We start from the raw sequence: 19,609 nt of genomic DNA, 5'->3' as shown, positions 1-19,609 counted from the left end.
ATGGCAAATATTGCCATAGTCGGCGCCGGCCTTATCGGCCGGTTAACCGCTTTAACCCTGCAGCGCCAGGGTTACCGGATCAGCCTGTTTGATAAAGACGATAAAGCCGGCCATAACAGCGCCGCCTATGCGGCGGCGGGCCTGTTAACGCCTTTGGGAGAGGCCATCGGCTGTGAAGCCAATATCGTCGCTATGGGCCTGACCTCATTGAAACTGTGGCCGGGTATTATCAACACCCTGGCCGAGCCGGTTTTTTTTCAGCAAACCGGGGCCTTGCTGGTCAGCCATACACAAGATCAGGGGGATTACCTCAGGTTCAAACGTTATTTGCAGCAACATTATCCCAAACATCCGCTACAAAGCCTGGACCGCAGCGCCCTGTCGGCATTGGAGCCTGAGCTGGGCAGAAGTTTTCACCAGGGCTTATATTTGCCGCAGGAAGGGCAAATCGGCAATCGCCGCTTGCTAAGGGCCTTAAGCCATCAACTGGAAATCGAACAGGTCAACTGGCTCAGCAACTGCGAAGTCACCGGCATATACCCGGGGGAAGCCAGTACCGGCCTGGAATATCGGCAATCGGGTGAAAAACGGCGACAAAGTTATGATTTGGTGATCGACTGCCGCGGTTTTGGCGCGAAAAAAACCGGCAAAAGCAGCGGCGCAGATCTCAAAAGTTTACGCGGCGTGCGCGGCGAGCTGTTCCAGCTGTTCGCCCCCGAGGTCAATATTTCCCGTCCGGTAAGATTAATGCACCCCAGGTATCAGCTCTATATCGCGCCAAAAAACAAAGGCTATTATGTGGTCGGCGCTACCGAAATCGAAAGCGAAGATCACTCGCCGATGACGGTGCGCTCGGCGCTGGAATTACTCAGCGCCGCCTACAGCGTACACCCAGGTTTTGCCGAAGCCAATATCCGGCAACATATCAGCCGGCACAGACCCGCCTTTGCCGATAACCAGCCGAAGATCCTGCTGCGCCCCAGGTTATTGCAGGTCAACGGTTTATATCGTCACGGCTTTTTAATCGCCCCCGTAGTCTTGCAGCAAATTAACGAGCTGGTATCAGCCCTGACACCAAACCTGTCGAAAAAAAACCGCTTTTCACAACAGCTGTTAGAACAGGTTATCACCGACTGTCAGCTTCCCTATTCACATTTACTGCCAACAGGAGTTTATGATGAAAATCACCATTAACGGCCAGATGTTCGAACTTGAACAGGATCACAGCGTCACAGCTGCCCTGGCACTGTTTTTAACGCCACAGCAGCAAAAAACCTCTTTCGCCGTCGCCTTAAACGGCGAGTTCCTTGCCCGGGAAAATTACCCGGTCACCACATTAAGCCACCGGGACGGGCTTGATGTGTTATTTCCCATCCAGGGCGGATAAACCATTTTAATAGCGAGCAAGATATGTCTTTAACTATTTATGATCAGCCACTGAATAGCCGGTTATTGATCGGCAGCGCCCTGTATCCCTCGCCTGAGGTGATGAAGCAGGCAATTATCGCCAGCGGTGCCCAGGTGGTTACCCTGTCACTGAAACGCCAAAACCCGGCGGCGCTGGCGGGAGAAACCATCTGGCGTTATATCCGGGAATGCGTTGCCCGGACAAAGGGCTTTTTATTGCCCAATACCGCCGGTTGCAAAACCGCCAAAGAAGCCGTTACTCTGGCAAAAATGAGCCGGGAAATTTTTGCCACCGACTGGATAAAACTGGAAGTAATTGGCGACGACTATAACCTGCAGCCGGATCCGTTTGAATTACTAAGCGCCGCCGAAACCTTACTTCAGGACGGTTTTAAAGTGCTGCCTTATTGCACCGACGACCTGGTATTATGCCAGCGTCTTTACGACCTCGGCTGCCAGGTGATCATGCCCTGGGCCTCCCCCATAGGCACAGGCAAAGGTTTAATGAATCCCTATAACCTGGAAACCATACGTTTAAGGTTGCCGGATGCCACCTTAATTTTAGATGCCGGTATCGGCAAACCCTCCGATGCCTGTTTAGCCATGGAAATGGGTTATGACGCTATCCTGCTCAACAGTGCCGTCGCCCTGGCGGATAACCCGGTGCAAATGGCCCGGGCCTTTGCCCAGGGCATAGAGGCCGGCAGCCAGGCTTATGTCGCCGGTATCATGCAACCCAGGCAAACCGCACATCCGAGTACCCCGACCTTAGATACCCCCTTCTGGCACCAGCCGGGAGGACAGTGATATGACGATATATTTTCCAAAGCACTCCCGGCCACCAACAAGCTCCCCATATGGCCAGCCACTTCCGGCGCAATCAACTCCGGGGGCCCGATAACATGAATCGAATGCCAACTTCAAAGAAAAAACCTGTCCTGTGGACCATATCCGGCTCTGACTGCTCCGGCGGCGCCGGTATCGCCGCCGATATTAAAACCGGCTTTAGCCTGGCAGTGGAGGTCTGCACTTTAATTACCGCCAATACGGTACAGAACTCACAGCAAGTGCTCAGCATCAACCCGGTCAATATTGATGTTTTACAACAACAAGTCGATGCCTTGCTGCCGGATAAACCGCCTAATGTCATTAAAATCGGCCAGGTAGCCAACAGCTATCAGCTGAACTGGTTGAGCCTGACCCTGATCAAATTGAAACAGCAGGTAGCGGATCTGACGGTGATTTATGATCCCGTGGGCCAGGCCAGTGTCGGCGGCTATTTATCTTCCCTCACCCGGGCCGAGTTACTGTCGTTATTAACCCTGGTAGATATCATTACCCCGAATTTGCAGGAAGCCCGGACGTTAACGGGTCTAAGCAGCCAGGCGTCAGAGCAAGCGCTGGCGACAGCTATTTGCCAGCTGGGCGCCAAGGCCTGCATTATTAAAGGGGGCCACAGCCAGAAGCATACTTGTGATGATTATTGCCTGGATACCGGGTTTCACTATATCCCGCAAGCAACAGAGCACAGTATCAGCTACCGGTTAAGCTCCCATCGCTATCACACCAGCCACTCCCACGGCGGCGGCTGCAGCTTTGCCAGCGCCCTCGGTGCCTTTATCAGCCAGGGTTACCTGCTACGCGATGCCTTTACCCTGACTAAAGCCTTTATCAACCAGGGGTTAAGCGTTTATCAGGGAGAAGAAAGTTATTACGGCGCTTTTGAACAGCAGGGCTGGCCCCGTGAAGCCGAATATTTTCCCAAGGTTATCCCAGATGCAGAAACAAAGTTAACAGCACCTTTTGCCTCCTTAGGCACAGGGCGGCAAGACGACAAAAAGCTCGGTCTCTACCCGGTTATCGATTCCCTGGCCTGGCTCGAACGCTTGCTGCCCCTGGGGTTAGAAATCATTCAGCTCAGGATTAAAAATACCGATCCGGCAACGCTGGAGCAAATCATCATAGATGCGGTCAAACTGGCCAGGTCCTACAATACCCGGCTGTTTATCAATGACCACTGGCAACTGGCCATTAAACACGGGGCTTATGGTGTGCATCTGGGTCAGGAAGACTTGCACAGCGCCAACCTGGCGCAAATACAAGAATCGGGATTACGTCTGGGCATCAGTACCCACGGCTGTTATGAATTTTTACGGGCACAACAGCTGAAGCCTTCTTATCTGGCAATAGGCGCCATTTTTGCCACCCAAACCAAAGATATGACCGGCCAGATACAAGGGTTGGATAATTTATCCCGGTTACTGGCCCTGGCCACGGATATCCCCGTGGTGGCGATCGGCGGCATCAACCTGGAACGGGCCGCCAAGGTCTGGCAAACCGGCGTCGACTCTATGGCCGTAGTTACCGCCATCACCCTGGCGGCCGAGCCGGAGCAGGCCGTTAACCGTTTCCGGCAGTTGATGGCGGGTTAACCTGCCTCAGCGAATAATCCCCTTTAAAATATTAATCAGGGATTATTCGCTGAGTTCCTGTAAAAAGAGTTTTGGTCGCCACTCAAGCCATTCATCCCGGACTTTATCATATAAGGTAAAAACACCGATTTTTCCGCTATCAACGGCCTCTGCCCCGCCGTTACTTCCCGGCTCAGGCGTAGCAAAAGCGATACCGCCGGCAAGCAGGGTTTCCAGAGACTCTGAACGAATATCGACACCGGAGAAAACACCGCCTTCCAAGGTGATGCCGCTGGCATTCCAGAATTTGCTTTGCGCCGTGACCAGCGGCGCGTAACGCTGCGGGATATTGATAAAGATACTGACCTTGTCGCCGCTGGCAGCCAGATCAACCCCGATCACTTTGCCCACTTTCACCTGGCGGTATAATACGGGATCCCCCACCCTGACCGAACCTAAACGGCTGGCCGATAACTCAACATTTAAACCATAAGGCAAAGCTTTAACCACAGGCGGCATTTGCTCCGCGGTAAATTCGTTTTTCACCGCCTTATTGATATCCCCGGGCAAGGCACTGATAAAGCCCCCCTCGAGTATCGCATCCAGGTGCTTGGTCCCCACCAGGCCAAGCTCAGGTTTGCTGAGCCAGAACTTGGCACCAATACGGGTAAACTTGGCGGCATCATCATTTAAAAACGCGATCACTTTGGCGCCATAACCGTTTTTATCGAAAATCACCCGCTCCGTCAGCCCCACCTGCTGATCATGATATTTGATCTTCATATTCGCCTTTAAGGCACTGACATCGTCAAAGTGCAAAACAATAGTGCTGCCGGCAGATCTGGCATGTTCGATATTATGATACAGGGTGAAATTATCCCCTTCCGCCACGGGCAAGCTGGTCACTTGGCTTTGCGGGTTATAAAAGCTGATACCGCCGGTTAACAAACTGTCCATGGATTCGGTTTTGACGATAAAATTGCCGAGATTGCCGCTGACGGTAATACCGCTGGCATTATAAAAGCGGCTGTCGGCGCGGATCAGGTGACGATACGCTTCATCAATGGAAATATGGAGGTCGACACTTTTTTCATCCCCGGACAAGGCGACATTATCCACCTGGCCGACGGTGATCCCCAAGTAACTGATCTGGCTGCCGGGCATGGCAACCTGGGCATTATCCGCCGTCAGGGTTAACTGTAAACCTGTATGGCTGGCATGTTTTTCCGGTGGGTTATCGAGCAGGGTAAAGTGTCTTTTTTCCTCCCCCTGCCCCAGGTTGACACTGATATAGGCACCGCCAAACAAGGCATCGGTATCTGTCAGCCCGGATAGGCTCAATCTGGGTTTGGCCAGCCAGAATTGACTGTGTTGCCGTAAGAGAAACTCGAATTCCGGCAAGATTCCCGCCTCAAGAATACTCTCTTGCCGGTGGCTGTTGATAGCATGTACCGAGCCGATTTGTTGTCCCCGGTACATGATCCGGGTTTGCGCTTTCAGGCCATTGACCGGCGCCGTGCTGAGTTCAAACAGCACTCTTTGTTTGGCGATTTCATCATCGGCAAATAACGCAAACAAATCGCCGTTTTTCACCCGCTGTTGGTTTTTCCCCAGCCCCTTATCGAAGGTGATGCCTCCCGCCAGCATGGTTTGCAGCGAATGGGCTTTCACTTCAAATTTCTGCAAACCGCCGCTGATCTTCATGCCGCTGGCATTCCAGAAGCGACTGTCGGCGGCAACATAATGCTGATATTCGGGCTTGATAAAAATATGCACTAAAAATTCATCCGGCCCCAGGGCTTCGACCCCCTGGACACTGCCGACATGGTTTTTCTTATAAAAGATGCCGGTACCGGCGTGGATAGAGGCAACATTAGTGGCGGACAACACCAGATGTAGTCCCGGCTCGCTGTAGTTATAGGCGGGTTTGCGGTTATACACGGTAAAACTCGAACGCGGCTCGCCCTCGGTAGAAGGACGGATGCCGATATGCGGCCCCAGCAACACGGTCTGAATATTGGTGACCCCTTTAAAGTCCACTTCCGGCGAGACTACATACAGGGCCGTTTGTTCTTTCAGATAGGGGACCATCCTGGGGTCAACTTTTGCCTTGGCGGTGATCTTTCTTTGCTCGGTATCTATGTCGGTAACCGAGTCCACTACTCCTAAGTTAATGCCCTGGTACATGATAGCGGCGCCGACATCTATGCCGGAGTCCCAGTTAAGGATCAGCTCAATTTCATGGGCCAGTTCCGCCGATTGAAAACTGGCGTACAGGGGAAATTCATCGCCATTTTTTGCCTCAGACAAAAGCGCTTCATGGGCGGGATCGTCAAACGCCACCCCGCCGGAAATAATCGAGGCCAGCGACTGGGTTCTGAGCTTGACCCCGGATGATAACGAGGCACTGGCTTCTATGCCGCTGGCATTCCAGAAACGTGAATTTTGCTTCACCAGGTGGGCATATTCAGGCTCGATAAAGGCATTGACGTTTATCAGCTGGCTGCTGTCATCATAATCAAAACCGGTAATATAACCGACCTTGATTTGTCTGAAGGTCACCGAAGAGTCCCGGGCCAGGGAACCCAGGGAATCGGTTTGCAGGGTAATATGCAAACCCGGCACCGCCAGGTTCTGGGCCGGCGGCTGATCCAGGCCGATAAAGTGGCGCTGCTCTTTGCCTTCTTCTTTAATATCCGGCTGGAAATTAATATAACTGCCGGAAAACAGGGTGTCCAGGCCGCTGACCCGCTGTACAGAAACATCGGCGGTGACGTACCAGAACAGGGCCTTGTCGGTCAGGGAGCGGGCGGATTTGTTGATCATTTCAATTTCCACTATGACACTTTGCAGGTCTTCAGAAACATCTATGCCCGTTACCAAACCGGCAGTAAGCCCCTTATAGCGCACCTCGGTTTTCCCCGCCACTATGCCCATGGCGCTGTCGAACTGCACCGTAATAAACACGCCGCGTTCGGAGATCGCCTTAAACAATAACCAGGCGCCGAAAATCAGGGCGATCAGCGGCACCAGCCAGACCGCGGAAATACGTTCTCTTTCCTTTACTTCAAAACTGGATTCTTGCTGTTGTTCAGTCGTCATTATCGAGATTATCCCATAATAGCCGGGGGTCAAAACTCTCCGCGGCAAACATAGTAAAGATCACCATCAGGGCAAAATAGCTGATGCCCGGCCCCGCCTCTATCGAGGTAATAAAACCTAAATTCACCACCGCCGCCATCAAGGCCACCACAAAGACATCCAGCATCGACCAGGGGCCAAGAAATTCCACCAAATGATAAAGCTGGGTCCTGTGTTTCGGATCGACCTTGGAACCGCTTTTCACGGTAATGATCAAGATGATCAAACCCAGCATCTTGCCCAGGGGCACAATAAAACTGGCGATGAACACCACCAGCGCCACCGGATACATGCCGAGCTGAATAAAAGTTTCTATACCCGATAAAATCGTCGACGCCTCTGGACTGCCCAGGGAGGTAAAAATCATGATCGGATACAGGTTGGCGGGAAAAAAAGCAATGATAGCGGCAATCGTCCAGGCCAGCGTATATTCCAGACTCCGGTATTTACGCAGCGAGACCTTGGCCTGGCAGCAGCTGCAACGCTGGTTTTTATGGGTGATCACATTGAGCTTATGGCATTTCAGGCATTGTCCCAGCCCCGCCTGTCTGGCGGTTTTTACCGGGCCGTCAGTATTCACAACCGGCCTCCAGCTGCTCCCAGATATAATGCTTATCTAAAGTGACAGAAACCAAAGTAGAGCAAATCAGTAGCAGGATAAAAGCCACCAGCCCCAGGCCGATGGATAATTCCGCCAGCGCCACCAACTTATACATAGACACCATGATGCCCAATAAAAACACATGCAACATGGTCCAGCTGTCGAGCTGGTGGTAAGAGCGGAAAAAATGCACCAGCGCCGGGGTGATACGCTTCATCCGGATGCACCAGGAAATATAAAGCGCCGCCAACAAGCGGATAACCGGCACCGCCAGGGTAAAAATAGTCAAACTGATGGCAATCAGGTAATAGTCATTGGCGATCAGAATCGCAATACAATCGAGTAAAGACGCCTGGTTAAACAGGCCAACGGCACTGACGCCGATCAAGGGTAAAATCATTGCCGGGATCAGTAACAGCAAGCCCGCCAGCGCCACCGCCAGGGTTCTGCGGATGGGATCCCGTTTTCGTTCCAGCACCTTACCGCCACACCTTTTACAAACCGCCTTTTGTCCTTCCTTTAATAACGGCTTGGTTGACAAGCCGTCACATTGGGGGCAGGCGATCATCTGATCATAATTCACTGGCTCGGCAGACATTCAGGATATTACCGCAAAAGATTTTATCTTGAGTTTACGATAAGAAGCCCTTGATGCCAATGGCAAAAATTTCTTGAGAAAAGATGAAACCTAATACTACCGTTCCGTTGCTTCCTTATATAAATCCAGCTCCGGCTCATCCTCAAGCACGCTGAATTGCCTGCAGGATGTAGGTACTTAACTTATGCCGGGAGCCCTCTCCATCTGAAGATCAGGTCGACATACTTCCATGTATAAAAAAACCAGCTAAGACCTTAGCTGGTTTTTATTATCTGCTTTGATAAATGAGCTTATTTAAGCGATGCCATATGTTCGGAAATCGCCGCAATATCATCATCAGAAAGTCTCATGGCGATATTACGCATCACACTGTTATTATCGTTGCCGCGGGTACCTTCGCGGAACTTAACCAACTGAGCTTTCAGGTAATCCAGGTTCTGACCGGCAACGGCAGGGAAGCCTGCACTTGCCATACCTTTACCGTCAGCGCCGTGGCAGGCAACACAGGCAGTGATCTTGCGTTTGGCCTGACCGCCGAAATACAACTTCTTACCCGCTGCATTGGCAGCGCCCTTGCCGGGAGCCGGTGTTTGCGCAGCAAAGAAAGCACCTAAATCCGCCATATCCTGCTCGGATAACGCCGCAACCATACCCGCCATCACAGGATCGTTTCGCCCTTGCTTGCCGCCGGTGGCTGAGCCGGTTTTAAAATCCGCCAGTTGCTTGGCGATATAAGCACCGCTTTGTCCCGCCAGGTTAGGATAAATAGGTACCGGGCTGTTACCGTCGGCGCCGTGACAGGCGGCACACATTGCGGATTTGGCTTTACCGGCTTCGGCATTGCCTTCAAGGGCTAAAGCGCTATTGACTAGACCTAAGCCTAACAGAAGTGAAAAGATCATTTTTTTCATTATGTTGCTCTCTGCTTGTTGTCAGCAGTTACTTGTCTGCCTTCGGCCGTTTGCCTGTAGCAATATCGTTAACTGACGGAAATGATGAAAAAGTGACAGCATTTTACACGATTCCGGCCCCGGTGTAAGAACAGAAAGGGAAAAATCCTTTAAAACCAGCAGATATTGGTGAAATCAGTGAAAATTTAAACGCCGGATACCTTCGGGACTGTAAACTGGCAACAGCTATATATCGTAATTCCCGGCACTAAACCCGGCTCCTGCTCATCCGTTTTTTATCAGGTAAGCGCTGGATTACTTACAGGACGTAAGTACTTAACTTATGCCGGGAGCCTATAAGTTGACATACTTCCTGTATAAACCCGGCTCCTGCTCATCCCTGAGCCCGCTGGATACATACTTCCTGTATAAACCCGGCTCCTGCTCATCCCTGAACCCGCTGGATATATACTTCCATGTATTAAAAAAGCCGGTTGCTTGCGGCAACCGGCTTTTCAAAAACTCACTTTACAGCAGAAAGCTTATTTTAGTGACGACATATATTGAGTTAATGCCGCAATATCTTTCTTAGACAGGTTCATGGCGATATTACGCATCATACCGTTCTTATCGTTGGCGCGCTCACCGGTACGGAATTTCTCCAGCTGGCTGGTCAGGTACTCAACACTTTGTCCGCCGATCGCAGGGAAACCGGCATAAGTCATGCCTTCACCTTGAATGCCGTGACAGGCAACACAAGCGGTAATTTCACGCTCAACGTCACCGCCTAAGTATAATTTTTTACCGGCCTGATCCGCCTTGCCGTTACCCGGGCTCACTTTTTGCGCCGAGAAGTAACTGGCTAATTCCTGCATATCCTGCTCAGATAAAGCAGCTGCCATAGGCGCCATTACCGGGTCGTTACGACCACTGGTGCCGCCCGCTTTAAAGTCCGCCAGCTGCTTGGCGATATAAGTGGCACTTTGTCCCGCCAGCTTAGGATACATAGGCACCATGGCATTACCGTCGGCGCCGTGACAGGCGGTACAAGTTGCCGCTTTGGCTTTACCGGCAGCAACATCGGCGGCCAGGGCTAAAGGTGCAACCGGTTTTCTGCCCTGCTGATGGGCAACTGCCTTGGTATCGGCAAAATAAGCGCCGATATTGGCAATGTCTTCATCCGTCATATTCTCGGTGAAGGTATTCATGGCCAGGTTAACACGATCTTTAGCTCTGAAATTTTTCAGCTGCTTCTCGATATACTGGGAATGCTGCTTCGACAAGTTAGGGTTCACTAAAACGTCACTGTTACCGTCTTTACCGTGACAGTTGATACAGGCCACGATAGTGCGGGAATTATCACCGAATTCATACAAGCCTTTACCTACCAGGGGATCAGGAACAAAAGCCGGAGCGGCAGGCGCTGCCGGTGCTGCGCCGGTGCCGGCGGCAGCGGTATCCGTTGCTCCCCCGCTGCGGCTTTGTGCAGCAAAATAGGCACCCAGATCCGCCATATCCGCTTCAGATAAACCGGCGGCCATAGGCGCCATAACCGGATCTTTCCTGCTGCCGTCTTTAAAAGCTTTCAGCTGCTTAACGATATAATCGGCGTGCTGGCCGGCAAGGTTAGGATAGTTAGGAGCGGCGCCAATCCCCGTGGGACCATGGCAAGCGGCACACATGGCTGACTTTGTTTTGCCCGCTTCCGCATTACCTGCTGCTGATGCAACATTTATCAGGCTTAACCCGAACAATAGCGAAAAAATAATCTTTTTCATTAACTGGCTCTCTGCTTCCGGTTGATCAAATACCCGGGCTATTTTCCGGATTTTGATAAATATATGATAAAAAAGTGGCAGCATTTTACACGAATATCTCCCGCGTGTAACGGCAGTAGAAAAAAAACTCACAGTATTTCTAAGGGAATTGCATTATTTACCGGCAAAAAAAAGATATAATAGCCTTTTTTGCAATTGTAATTGGATAATCCCTTGTCATCGTCAGCCATTAATCTACAAAAAGCCACGTTTACCATCAGCGCACCCGATATTCGCAGTTTACCCGCTGAAGGCGGCATCGAAGTAGCCTTTGCTGGCCGATCAAACGCCGGAAAATCCAGCGCCCTCAATACCCTAACCCGGCAAAAAAGCCTGGCCAGAACCAGTAAAACCCCCGGGCGCACCCAGCTGATCAACGTCTTTGAAATCGCCGAAAACAAGCGCCTGGTGGATTTACCCGGTTACGGTTTTGCCAAAGTACCGCTGGAAATGAAAAAGAAATGGCAAAAAGCGCTGGGAGAGTACCTGCAAAAACGCGAGAGCCTTAAGGGGCTGGTGGTATTAATGGATATCCGTCATCCGTTAAAAGACCTGGACATGGATTTGATCCAATGGGCTGCCGACAGCGGGTTACCGGTGCTGGCGCTATTAACCAAAGCCGATAAATTGAAACAGGGCAAACGTAACAGTGAAGTATTGCAGGTAAGAAAAACCCTTGCCGCCTTAGATGCCGATATCCAGGTCATGGCTTTCTCCTCCCTGAAACGCACCGGGGTCGAACAGGCCAACAATGTCATTTGCCAGTGGTTCGAGGATGATATTACCGAAGATGAAAGTGAAGGCGAAATAGAAGCATAACAGCAAAAACCATACTTTTTTGCCGCCTGAAAACAACGCAGGCGGCGACCTCACTGCCCCCCAAAAACAGTAAAACTCCTGCCCTGTCAGATTTTTTCACCATAAAATAAATTATCAAAAGCCACTTTTTCGCAGGCATAAAAAAACCGGTGACAACTATCACCGGCGTATTAGCTATGGGGAAAGCTAGAATATACAAATTATTACAACAGGCGTTCTTTTCGGAACAGGATCATTATAGAGCTGTTACTCTACAAAAGTAAAGTAGTTGCTCTAATTTTTTAATAATTAATCAATTCTAGCCGAAAAAAGCTCTGCCGGTATTCCGTAGCCGCCAACAACAATCACACAAGCAACTGTTATATAAGTACTCATTACTTTTTAAGTTGATAAGAACGGAATTTTCCCGTTTGCAAATAATGGATAACCTGTTCAATAACCTTGTCGTTTTTCATCATAAAAGGATGAGTGGTATTCATTTCCAGATGTTCCCTCATACCTTCAAGCCGGGTTCGTTCCACAGACACTTTGCCATCATTTTTCCCCGGTATTAACAACGATAGCAGCCAATTAATACTTTGGGTGCCTGCAATAATTCCGAGATTAAAATCAGCCTGTCCCAATTGATTGGGAACACTTAATTTTCCCGTACCAAGCTGCATGCCTGCATCACCGTTTAGCAGATGAAAGCCGGGAAACTTACCAAGCTTATCCACGACTTCACTGCCTTTGTTGGGAGGTCCAAGCATCACCACTTTATTCAGTCGGGCTATTTTATGCTGACTTAAATACTGCCGGACTAAGATCCCCCCCATGGAGTGGGTCACAAAACTGATTTCACCATCACCACATTGTTGCAAAGCTTGCGGGATCACTTTTTCTGCCAGAACTTCTATCGGATAATGACGCGATGGATAGTCAACATTGATCACCGCATAACCTTGGGCAATTAAGCATTGCTCCATGCGTTGCATCGAACTGGCGCTACGAGCCAGTCCATGGAGTAAAATAACGTTTTCGGGATTAGTCATCTGTGACTTTCTTCCTGCCTGCCAGCTTTGACAGGCATAGACTAAAAAGTAATAACGGTGAATATCGCACTAAATCACAAAAACTGTCATAAAAATAGCGGATAAGTTATAGCGCTCTTTATCAAGTAAACAGCAGCTTTGATTATACGGCCTTTTATAAATCATCTTTAAGCATGCTGGATATAGTTCCACCTGTAAAAAAGCACCAAAATCATGGTGCTTTTTTATACTGTTCGGCAATCAGCCCGAGATAAATAAACCTGCTTATTTTTTAAAACGGCGTGCAGCTAACCCCATAACACCTAAAGCGAAAATAGCCAAAGTAGAAGGTTCCGGCACGGTTTCGCTTAAGGTTTCTTCAAAACCGCTATAACGGACATGTGATTGTGAATAATTATAGAAACCAAACTTACCCTCATTGAATGAACCGTCAACATCAAAAATGGTGTTACCGTCAATATCAATACGAATATTGCTATCGGTAAAACCCAAAGTGAAATTGTAGCTGGTATTATCTAACCAGCCTTTGAAGCTGTCTCTGGTGGTATAGTCGGATGCAAGTACGGTAAGGTCGCTACCGCTATGGCCCCATAAATCCACATTAGTTCCGCTGATCTGGGACAAAGTAAAACCTGATTCGGCCGAGCTGTGCCAACCTTGCTTCCAGTCGAACAGCAAATAGTCATTGCTGTTGTTATAACCAAAGACAAAACCGATAAAATCATCATCGCTGCTGGTTTCAACGCCAAAAGTACCGCTGAATTCTCTGTTAATATAATTATCTTCACTCAGAAAAAAAGTTGCCTGGCCATTGTCTGCCTGAAAGACACCGGAACCGTCGGCGGCCAGTAACCAGTCTCCCCCCGGGGTTTCGGTCCAGTTACTCAGATCAATCGGGGTAGCATAAACTTGAGTACTCAAACCTAATACGGCAACTAAGGTAAGTAATTTTTTCACTGGACGTTCCTTTATTTTTATAAAATTGACAGCAAACTAAAACTAGCAGCATTTTAGTTTCATTTTCCTTACATTATAGCAACTTTAACGCCAACTAACAAAATCAGATAAAAAACAAAGAACTAGATATTAAGCACAAAACAAAAAACAAATAACTGTAAAGAATACTTACACTTACAAAAAATTTACTTGCCTAGCTTTTATTCGGTGCAAAGTGTTAATTTAATGGGGCAATAGCGACTTAGCATACATGACTACAGCTTACATCTGGAGCCGCTAAAACAATTTCCCCCCCAGCCGTCTTAGCCCTTATTCGATCAGATATACCGCATACAGCACTTGCTCTATGGTAATAGAGCCGGGTTCAAAAGCCCCTTCAACAATATTGGCGGGGGCCGAATCCCTCATGCTCTCCATGGTGGCATAAGGCTGCTCCCCGCGGATCGGCTCTTTGGCTGCACGGTAAAGCCTGGCTATTTTTACTTCAAAACCGTCTGCCAGCTCTTCCGCTGCCGCCCTGGCATCGGCAATAGCCAGTTTCTGTGCTTGTTTTTGCAGGTCTTCGGCATTGGACGCCATCATCCGGATGCCGTTTATCTGGGTGATGCCGGCATTCACCAGGCTTTGCATCAAACGTGAATACAGATCAATTTTCTTAAGATAAAACTGGATATTTCGGCTCACCTTAAAGCCGGTGATCACCTGCTTGCCCGCTTCCCGGTCGTATTGCATTTCTTGCTGGATAAACAGCTCTGACGCGGAAATATCTTCTTTGGCAATCTCATACTCTTCGGCAATTTTAATGATGTTGGCGGATAAGGTATCGGCTTCTTTTTTTGCCTGGATTAAATCGCTGTGACGGCGGATCACAGAAAAAGAGATCTCCGCCAAATCCGGCAACACTGAAATTTTGCCCCGGCCTTTAACATACACATGGGGCGAGTCCGGGATCGCTGCTGCCAAAGATGAAAAGCTGAAAATAGCCAGACATAAACCTACTAATATACGCATAATGTAATCCTTACTAATTAATTTTATTTTCAATAATTTAATATTTATCTGTATGTTATCGAACGTTAACGGCTTGCTTATATTCAGCCGCCATTGAGGCTAAACTCAAAGACCACCTGATGTTGCTGCCCTGCGGCGGTACCAGGCTGATAACGCCATTTGGCCAGCGCCTGGCGGGATAATTTTTGCAGTTCACGGCCGACACTGGCATCAATCACCTGAATATCGGTCACCTGCCCGGCTTGATTGATTTTATAACCAAGTTTTACCTCCCCTTGTTGTCCTTTTTGCCGTGCTTTTACCGAATATTCCGGCATAACTTTATATGTGGGAGTTAATGCTAACCCCGGCTGTTTAAGCTCAGGAAAGGCCGTTTCTTGAGAGGTATTCACCTGCCAGTTAAATTCGCCGCTATTACCCACTTGCTGATGGCGATCCGCCGTCAATACCGGCGAAACTTCAGGCGGCTGAGGTACCACTTTTGGCGGCAGAGGGGGGATAACGGCAATTACCGCTTGCTGCTCCTCTGGCTCAGGTTCGGGTGCCAGATGGATAAACCTTTGCTCCGGTTCAGGCACAGCCTGAGTTTGCTGCTGGTAACCGGCAAAGTGGCTCACCAGCGCCATCAAACCAAATGAGACAACACCGCCGCCAAACAAAAACAACAAGGGGCGCATCCAGGCCAGGTAACTGCTGCCGGCCATCCCCTGTCCTGATAATTTGATTTCGGGAGGCTGCAGCTGGTTTTTTCTCTGCTGATATAGGGCATGTATTTCCTGCTCAAAAGCCAGATCCTGTGCTTCAGCGTTTTTGTTCATGTCTTTACCTTTGCCGTTGGCAATATTGTGCTGTGCCTGCCTCATAGCTCAGGCCCCATTAGTTTTTTGATATTGGTCCGGGCATAACGTAAACGGCTTTTCACCGTTTCAAAGCTTTCATCGGTCAGCTGACAAATTTCCAGCAGGGAAAAACCTTCCTGCTGGAGAATAAACACCTCCCGCTGAAAAAATGGCAGCTGGTTAACCACCCGGTTAAATTTAGCCAGCTTATCGCTCAGTTCACATGTTTTTTCCAGTGGCTCCCCCGTCAACAACGGCTGCTCAACGTCCTGCCATTGCCACCTTTGCTGGCGGCGAAGTTCATCGTTCAGGGTATTACGGACGATGGTAAACAACCAACTTTTAACATTGGTGTGCGCTTTGCTGCTTTCTTTTACCTTCATAACCTTTAGCCAGCTCGTTTGCAATACGTCTTGTGCCAGCTCTTTATCCGACTGGCTCACTAAGTAGTGATAAAGCGGCAGGTTAAATTGCTCCACCAATAACGCCAGCGCCTGCTTGTTATTGGTGGCAATATAATTCGCCAGTAATTTTTCAGGGTTGGCTTTTGGATTAAACCAACCCCTTATTTTTGCAGGTAACTTCAAATCAGGTTTCCATATTAAAATCTAATTGCACCGTCAGGTTCTTCTGCGCCACTGCCGTGCCGTCAACTAATTTAGCACGATACTTCCACTTTCTTAACGCCTGCTTCGCTGCTTTGTTGAAAATCCGCTTAGGATTTGCCTCCAATACTTTGACATTTTCCACCCCGCCTAAAGGATCGATATCAAAAGCCAGTAATACCCAGCCCTCAATGCCGCTACTCAGAGCCTCCATTGGATATTTAGGCGGGATCTGCACTATCGGTCTGGCATCGGTATCGGCCGCACCGTCAAAAATACCTGTGCTGACGCTGCTGCCTAAATCCACCGTCGCCGGCTGATAAACAAAACTGGTGTCCATACCTTCCTGGGTCGGCATCATATTACTTTTTGGCATAGGAGCGGGCGGCACCGGCGGCTGCAATAGCGTTTTCGGTTTCGTTTCCACCTCAGAATCTTCCGGGGTTTGCGCCACTTCTATCACCGGCATAGGCTCCCCGACAATAGGAGTAAGCTGGTCATTGCGAATTAAAAAAGCCATAAAGGCAAATAAGCCAAAAGTAATCATGCCCGCTAACGGCATTAAAGCGATTGTTCTTTTCATGTTGCTTCCTCGTAAATCTTATAAATTTGATTAGCTCATGACACTTATTTCCTTTAAGCATCAAGCGAGGTGTGATCACACGGCAGGCCCCCGGTTGTTATGCCTGCTTATGAGTTAAACGCACGGCCGGGGCAAATGGGGTTAAATAATTTTAACTTTTTTATAAAAATTTTTAACACCTACTTAAATCAAATAAATTCAGTAGGTTAAACAAAAACCATAATAAAGCGAATATCAGAACAAGCTAACTCATTTCCTCAAATGCCAAATAGCAACTAAACTTGCCTTTACCATGGATCAGATAGGCTTTCGACTCATGTAGCCAAGAGGTAACGACGACACCAACAAATAGAAGGGATTCAATATGAAGTTTTCCGACATTTCTTTTAAGCTCAAAATTATCATGTTGCTAACCTTACCTTTACTGGGTTTTTTATGGTTTAGCCTTTCCTCCATCATCCAAAGCGCCGCCACCACAAATGAAGCTTCACAACTGACCCGGCTGACACAACTTTCCGTGGTTTACAGTGAACTGGTGCATGAACTGCAAAAAGAACGCGGTATGTCTGCAGTCTTTCTCGGTTCACAGGGAAAGCGCTTCGCCACTGAGCTCAAGCAACAAAGAAAAGTTACAGACTCCAAAATGAGTCAACACAGCAATTATTGGCAAGACAACCAATTCCAAAAACAAGTTAACCTGCTAAACAAAGATATAACCAATCAGCTTGAGCAGCTGCTCAGTCTCAGGCGCAAAATAGATAATCAATCCGTTCAGATTTCAGAGACACTGGCTTTTTTTGGTAACTTAAACAAAACCTTGATCAGTGTTTCCCCCCTGATTGCAAAAATCAGCTCTCATCCTGAAGTAACCCGGGAAACCATTGCTTATTATAACTTTTTAGAAGGAAAAGAAAGGGCCGGTGTCGAACGTGCGGTACTGAGCAATACTTTTTCCCGTGGCCACTTTGCTGACGGCCTGCTAACAAGGTTTATTACCCTGGTTTCGGAGCAAAACAATTACTTCGATAATTTTAATACTTTTACCAACCCGGAAAATCAACACTTTTACCAACAACAATTGGATAACACCTCGGTTAAAGAAGTTATCCGTTTAAGAGCCATTGCCGAACATAATACACCTCCCTTTAATGTCGATGCCAAACACTGGTTTACCCAGTCCACCAATCGCATCGGCCAACTGAAAAAAATTGAAACTCAGCTCAGCGATTCACTGAAATCATTAACCATGACCGTCAAGGATGACGCCAAACAATCCATGCTGCTAAATATTTTACTCAGCACCATATTGCTCGTATCGGCAGGCGGCATAAGCATCTACATCATCAAAGAATTAAGCGCTGGTGTCATTGACCTGACATCAGTGATGACCCAGGTCAGGAACAACAATGACCTGACGGTACAGGCAAAACTGTCTAATAAGAGCGAATTGGGGCAAATATCGTCAAACCTTAACCTCACTCTGGGAAAATTTACCGCCGCCATCAGAGAAATTTCATCCTCAACATCCTCCCTGGCCGCCACCGCACAACAAACCTCGACCACCTGTGAGCATAATTCAAACGCCATGGCCGAGCAGCAAGACGAACTCGGGGTTATCTCTACCGCCATCGAAGAACTATCCTCAAATGCAAATGAAATGGCCTCAAATACCCAGCTTGCCGCAGACTCGGCCAAAGCCAGCAATGAACAGGCACAGCAAGGGGTCAAAGTTGTGCAGGAGTCTTACCAGGCAATTGAAAGCCTTGCCAATGAAATCAATCACTTAACCGAGAGAATGACGCAATTACATCAAAGCAGCGCTAATATCACCCAAGTGGTTGATGTAATCAAGTCCGTGGCAGAACAAACCAATCTGCTCGCCCTGAATGCCGCCATTGAAGCTGCCAGGGCCGGGGAGCAGGGCCGTGGTTTTGCTGTGGTTGCCGATGAAGTCAGAACCCTGGCACAACGCACCCAGGAATCCACCACAGAAATAGAAAGCTTTATCGGCTCATTGCAAACCGATGTCGATTCTGCTTTCAGTGTCATTGAATCCAGTAAAGAAAAAGCCAGTCAAGCCGTTGAAGGTTCAATGAAAGTTGAACAAAGCCTGAAGGAAATCAGCCAGTCTGTCAGCGGTATTTTTAAAATGATCAACCAAATTGCCTTTTCAGTTGAAGAACAGGCAACCGTCAGCCAGGATGTGGCGAAAAGTATTGTCAATATTGAGCAAAAATCTATGGCCTCCACCACTGGCGCCAGCCAGATTGCCGCCACGGCAATAGAACAGGCGCAACTGGCTACCACGTTGCAGGATGTTACAGGAGCCTTTAAAGTATAAGCAGTATACTAAAAAGGAGCTCAACCATGGAACTAGGTTACAAAATTGATGATAGCGGCCATAAGGTGCACGCCACCACAATTATCCCCACTCGAATAAAGGCGCAGGATGTTGAACTGCTGGTGAATATCAACCGGGATGTCAGCTACCCCCTCAACAGCCCCCATAACCGGGGCTTACATATAAAAGTCAGGGATAAGGATAAAATCTGCATCACAGAACTCAATCTGGAACAGATCAACACAGAGCAGGATCTGCTGACCGCAGTAAAAGAATACTTTGACGACAACGACGAATACGTGATGATAGAAAATGCCGCCCCGGGGGAAACCTTCCCTTACGACAGCCAGGTCTACAACCTGACCGCCATTAACAACCACAGCTATCACGGCTGGGATGACGACCAGGAAGATCTGGAAGACAATAGCGATCACCAGGTCACTGTTTTCCTCAATGACAATTTACGCTGGCAGGTAAAGTAAAAGGTGCCTGCTGATATAAGCTTGCCGCCCCTATCAGGAGCAAAATGCCTGCATAGGGGTGATTGTGCTTTTTAAC

18 protein-coding genes are annotated in these 19,609 nt (G+C 48.7%); 7 read left to right on the top strand and 11 right to left on the bottom strand.

Annotated features, from left to right (window positions below; all coding sequences use genetic code 11):
• The 4 genes from thiO to thiE all read left to right on the top strand — a co-directional run bounded on the left by thiO (position 1) and on the right by thiE (position 3,839).
• The gene (gene thiO, locus SG35_RS00740) at positions 1 to 1,194 is read left to right on the top strand and encodes a glycine oxidase ThiO (RefSeq protein WP_063888684.1); all 1,194 of its coding nucleotides are present in this window, start codon (positions 1 to 3) and stop codon (positions 1,192 to 1,194) included.
• Positions 1,175 to 1,387 (top strand): sulfur carrier protein ThiS, encoded by a 213-nt coding sequence (gene thiS / locus SG35_RS00735; RefSeq protein WP_236702684.1) that lies wholly within the window; start codon positions 1,175 to 1,177, stop codon positions 1,385 to 1,387. The genes thiO and thiS overlap by 20 nt, the downstream gene beginning before the upstream one ends.
• Before the next feature lie 23 nt (positions 1,388 to 1,410).
• Positions 1,411 to 2,214 (top strand): thiazole synthase, encoded by an 804-nt coding sequence (locus tag SG35_RS00730; RefSeq protein WP_044835280.1) that lies wholly within the window; start codon positions 1,411 to 1,413, stop codon positions 2,212 to 2,214.
• A gap of 95 nt (positions 2,215 to 2,309) precedes the next feature.
• A complete protein-coding gene (gene thiE, locus SG35_RS00725; protein ID WP_337993188.1) occupies positions 2,310 to 3,839 on the top strand; it encodes a thiamine phosphate synthase in 1,530 nt (509 codons plus the stop codon).
• A gap of 42 nt (positions 3,840 to 3,881) precedes the next feature.
• Here the strand turns inward: thiE and SG35_RS00720 are convergent, their stop codons facing one another.
• The 5 genes from SG35_RS00720 to SG35_RS00700 form a co-directional block, all read right to left on the bottom strand.
• A complete protein-coding gene (locus SG35_RS00720) occupies positions 3,882 to 6,920 on the bottom strand; it encodes a PqiB family protein (RefSeq protein ID WP_084692942.1) in 3,039 nt (1,012 codons plus the stop codon).
• Positions 6,910 to 7,539 (bottom strand): paraquat-inducible protein A, encoded by a 630-nt coding sequence (locus SG35_RS00715; RefSeq protein WP_044835278.1) that lies wholly within the window; start codon positions 7,537 to 7,539, stop codon positions 6,910 to 6,912. The genes SG35_RS00720 and SG35_RS00715 overlap by 11 nt, the downstream gene beginning before the upstream one ends.
• Positions 7,529 to 8,158 (bottom strand): paraquat-inducible protein A, encoded by a 630-nt coding sequence (locus tag SG35_RS00710; protein WP_044835277.1) that lies wholly within the window; start codon positions 8,156 to 8,158, stop codon positions 7,529 to 7,531. Before SG35_RS00710 ends, SG35_RS00715 begins: the two co-directional genes overlap by 11 nt.
• 290 nt (positions 8,159 to 8,448) lie before the next feature.
• Entirely contained in the window at positions 8,449 to 9,069 is a 621-nt protein-coding gene (locus SG35_RS00705) for a c-type cytochrome (protein ID WP_044835276.1), read from the bottom strand.
• 521 nt (positions 9,070 to 9,590) lie between these two features.
• Entirely contained in the window at positions 9,591 to 10,826 is a 1,236-nt protein-coding gene (locus SG35_RS00700) for a c-type cytochrome (RefSeq protein WP_160298377.1), read from the bottom strand.
• A 213-nt stretch (positions 10,827 to 11,039) separates the two neighbouring features.
• Between SG35_RS00700 and yihA the strand changes: the two genes are divergently transcribed.
• Positions 11,040 to 11,684 (top strand): ribosome biogenesis GTP-binding protein YihA/YsxC, encoded by a 645-nt coding sequence (gene yihA / locus SG35_RS00695; protein WP_044835319.1) that lies wholly within the window; start codon positions 11,040 to 11,042, stop codon positions 11,682 to 11,684.
• A gap of 374 nt (positions 11,685 to 12,058) precedes the next feature.
• Here the strand turns inward: yihA and SG35_RS00690 are convergent, their stop codons facing one another.
• From SG35_RS00690 to SG35_RS00665, 6 genes are all read right to left on the bottom strand, one after another.
• Positions 12,059 to 12,715: an esterase/lipase family protein gene (locus tag SG35_RS00690; RefSeq protein WP_044835275.1), complete on the bottom strand. Its 657-nt coding sequence runs from the start codon at positions 12,713 to 12,715 to the stop codon at positions 12,059 to 12,061.
• Between the two features lie 264 nt (positions 12,716 to 12,979).
• Positions 12,980 to 13,672, bottom strand: coding sequence for a PEP-CTERM sorting domain-containing protein (locus SG35_RS00685; RefSeq protein ID WP_044835274.1), 693 nt, complete (start codon positions 13,670 to 13,672; stop codon positions 12,980 to 12,982).
• Positions 13,673 to 13,981: 309 nt separating this feature from the next.
• The gene (locus tag SG35_RS00680; protein ID WP_044835273.1) at positions 13,982 to 14,683 is read right to left on the bottom strand and encodes an SIMPL domain-containing protein; all 702 of its coding nucleotides are present in this window, start codon (positions 14,681 to 14,683) and stop codon (positions 13,982 to 13,984) included.
• An 83-nt stretch (positions 14,684 to 14,766) separates the two neighbouring features.
• Positions 14,767 to 15,501, bottom strand: coding sequence for an energy transducer TonB (locus tag SG35_RS00675; protein ID WP_160298376.1), 735 nt, complete (start codon positions 15,499 to 15,501; stop codon positions 14,767 to 14,769).
• Positions 15,502 to 15,542: 41 nt separating this feature from the next.
• The gene (locus SG35_RS00670) at positions 15,543 to 16,109 is read right to left on the bottom strand and encodes an RNA polymerase sigma factor (protein WP_053043351.1); all 567 of its coding nucleotides are present in this window, start codon (positions 16,107 to 16,109) and stop codon (positions 15,543 to 15,545) included.
• 1 nt (position 16,110) lies between these two features.
• A complete protein-coding gene (locus tag SG35_RS00665) occupies positions 16,111 to 16,710 on the bottom strand; it encodes an energy transducer TonB (RefSeq protein ID WP_044835271.1) in 600 nt (199 codons plus the stop codon).
• Positions 16,711 to 17,074: 364 nt separating this feature from the next.
• On the opposite strand from SG35_RS00665, the gene SG35_RS00660 reads away from it, so the two are divergent.
• Positions 17,075 to 19,051 (top strand): methyl-accepting chemotaxis protein, encoded by a 1,977-nt coding sequence (locus SG35_RS00660; RefSeq protein ID WP_044835270.1) that lies wholly within the window; start codon positions 17,075 to 17,077, stop codon positions 19,049 to 19,051.
• 26 nt (positions 19,052 to 19,077) lie between these two features.
• The gene (locus SG35_RS00655) at positions 19,078 to 19,533 is read left to right on the top strand and encodes a hypothetical protein (RefSeq protein WP_044835269.1); all 456 of its coding nucleotides are present in this window, start codon (positions 19,078 to 19,080) and stop codon (positions 19,531 to 19,533) included.
• The last annotated feature ends 76 nt before the right edge of the window (positions 19,534 to 19,609 follow it).

The organism is Thalassomonas actiniarum, from assembly GCF_000948975.2.
GTDB lineage: Bacteria > Pseudomonadota > Gammaproteobacteria > Enterobacterales > Alteromonadaceae > Thalassomonas > Thalassomonas actiniarum.
This window is presented reverse-complemented; position numbering and strand designations above follow the sequence as displayed.